The 281-nt window shown below is 40.2% G+C and carries 1 protein-coding gene; it reads left to right on the plus strand.

From position 1 onward, the window contains the following. A partial coding sequence (locus B4K20_RS12185; RefSeq protein ID WP_289283079.1) for a DEAD/DEAH box helicase family protein occupies positions 1-281 on the plus strand: 281 nt, incomplete at both ends.

Consider the following 281-nt stretch of genomic DNA (forward strand, 5'->3'; position numbering starts at 1 on the left):
ACCAAAGAAAAAGAAGATAAAAGCACTCGCTTAGTTTTTTCGACTTACCCCACCATCATGAATCGAATTGATGGACTGCGAGATACGGATAACCGTTTTTACGGTGTGGGACATTTTGACCTGATTATTGTCGATGAAGCTCACCGTTCGGTGTATCAGAAATACAAGTCTATTTTTGCTTACTTTGATGCCTTGTTGATTGGTTTAACCGCGACACCAAAAGCCGAAGTTGACCATAATACCTATGGTTTATTTGGCATTGAAGACAATAACCCCACCTT

The sequence above is a fragment of the Methylophaga sp. UBA5088 genome (genome assembly GCF_002414625.1).
GTDB classification, from domain to species: Bacteria; Pseudomonadota; Gammaproteobacteria; order Nitrosococcales; family Methylophagaceae; genus Methylophaga; species Methylophaga marina.